The sequence below is a fragment of the Micrococcus sp. HSID17227 genome, from assembly GCF_003989405.1.
Lineage (GTDB): Bacteria > Actinomycetota > Actinomycetes > Actinomycetales > Micrococcaceae > Micrococcus > Micrococcus luteus.
This window is the reverse complement of record NZ_RBLN01000525.1, coordinates 1-822: the sequence shown is the minus strand read 5'-3', so window position 1 is coordinate 822 and position 822 is coordinate 1. Positions and strand designations below refer to the sequence as shown.

At 73.2% G+C, this 822-nt stretch carries 1 protein-coding gene; it reads left to right on the top strand.

All coding sequences use genetic code 11. From position 1 onward, the window contains the following. Nucleotides 1-822 (top strand): GAF domain-containing protein (locus D8M29_RS13085; RefSeq protein WP_127446074.1); only part of this gene is annotated, 822 nt, incomplete at both ends.

Sequence of the window (822 nt, the reverse complement as noted above, 5' to 3'; positions counted from 1 at the left end):
GACGATGCGTACCTTCCTCGGGGTCCCGGTCCAGGACCAGGGCCGGACCTTCGGCAATCTCTACGTCGCGGAGAAACAGGGCGGGAACGCGTTCGGCGACGGCGAACTGCACATGCTGCGCGTGCTGGCCACGGAGGCCGGGATCGCCATCGGGCACGCGCGGATGTACGAGGCGGCCCGCAGGCGTGAGCAGTGGATCGCCGGTTCGGTGGCCGTCACCCCCGCCCTCCTCTCGGGAGGGGACGCCGACGGGGCCCTCGCCGTCGTCGCCGAACAGGCCCGCCGTCTCGCCGACGCCGAGGTCGGCATCGTGCTGCTCCCGGCCGCTCGGGGCGGCCTGGAGCTCGTGGCCGTCGCCGGGGACACACCGTCCGCCTCCCTCGGCGTGATCATCCCGCCGCAGAGCCCCGTGGTCGCCGCGCTGCTGCGAGGCGAGGAGGTGTTCCTGGACGACTCGGCGACCGACACACGGCTGATCACCAGGCGGGCCGATCAGTACGGCCCGCACATGCTGCTCCCCCTGCGCAGCGGAGGCTGGGTGCTCGGAGCCCTGTCCATCCCGCGGATTCGGGGCGGCCGGCCGTTCACCCGGGCCGAGCGGACGCGGGCCACCCATTTCGCCGCGCAGGCCGCACTCGCCCTGAAACTTGCCGAGGCCCAGCGGGACCGTGAGCGGCTAGCCGTCTACGAGGACCGCGACCGGATCGCCCGGGACCTGCACGACCTCGTCATCCAGCGTCTGTTCGCCACCGGGATCATGCTGGAGGGCGCTCAGCGGCGCTCTACGGTCCCCGCGGTGCAGGCCGGCATCGGACGGGCGGT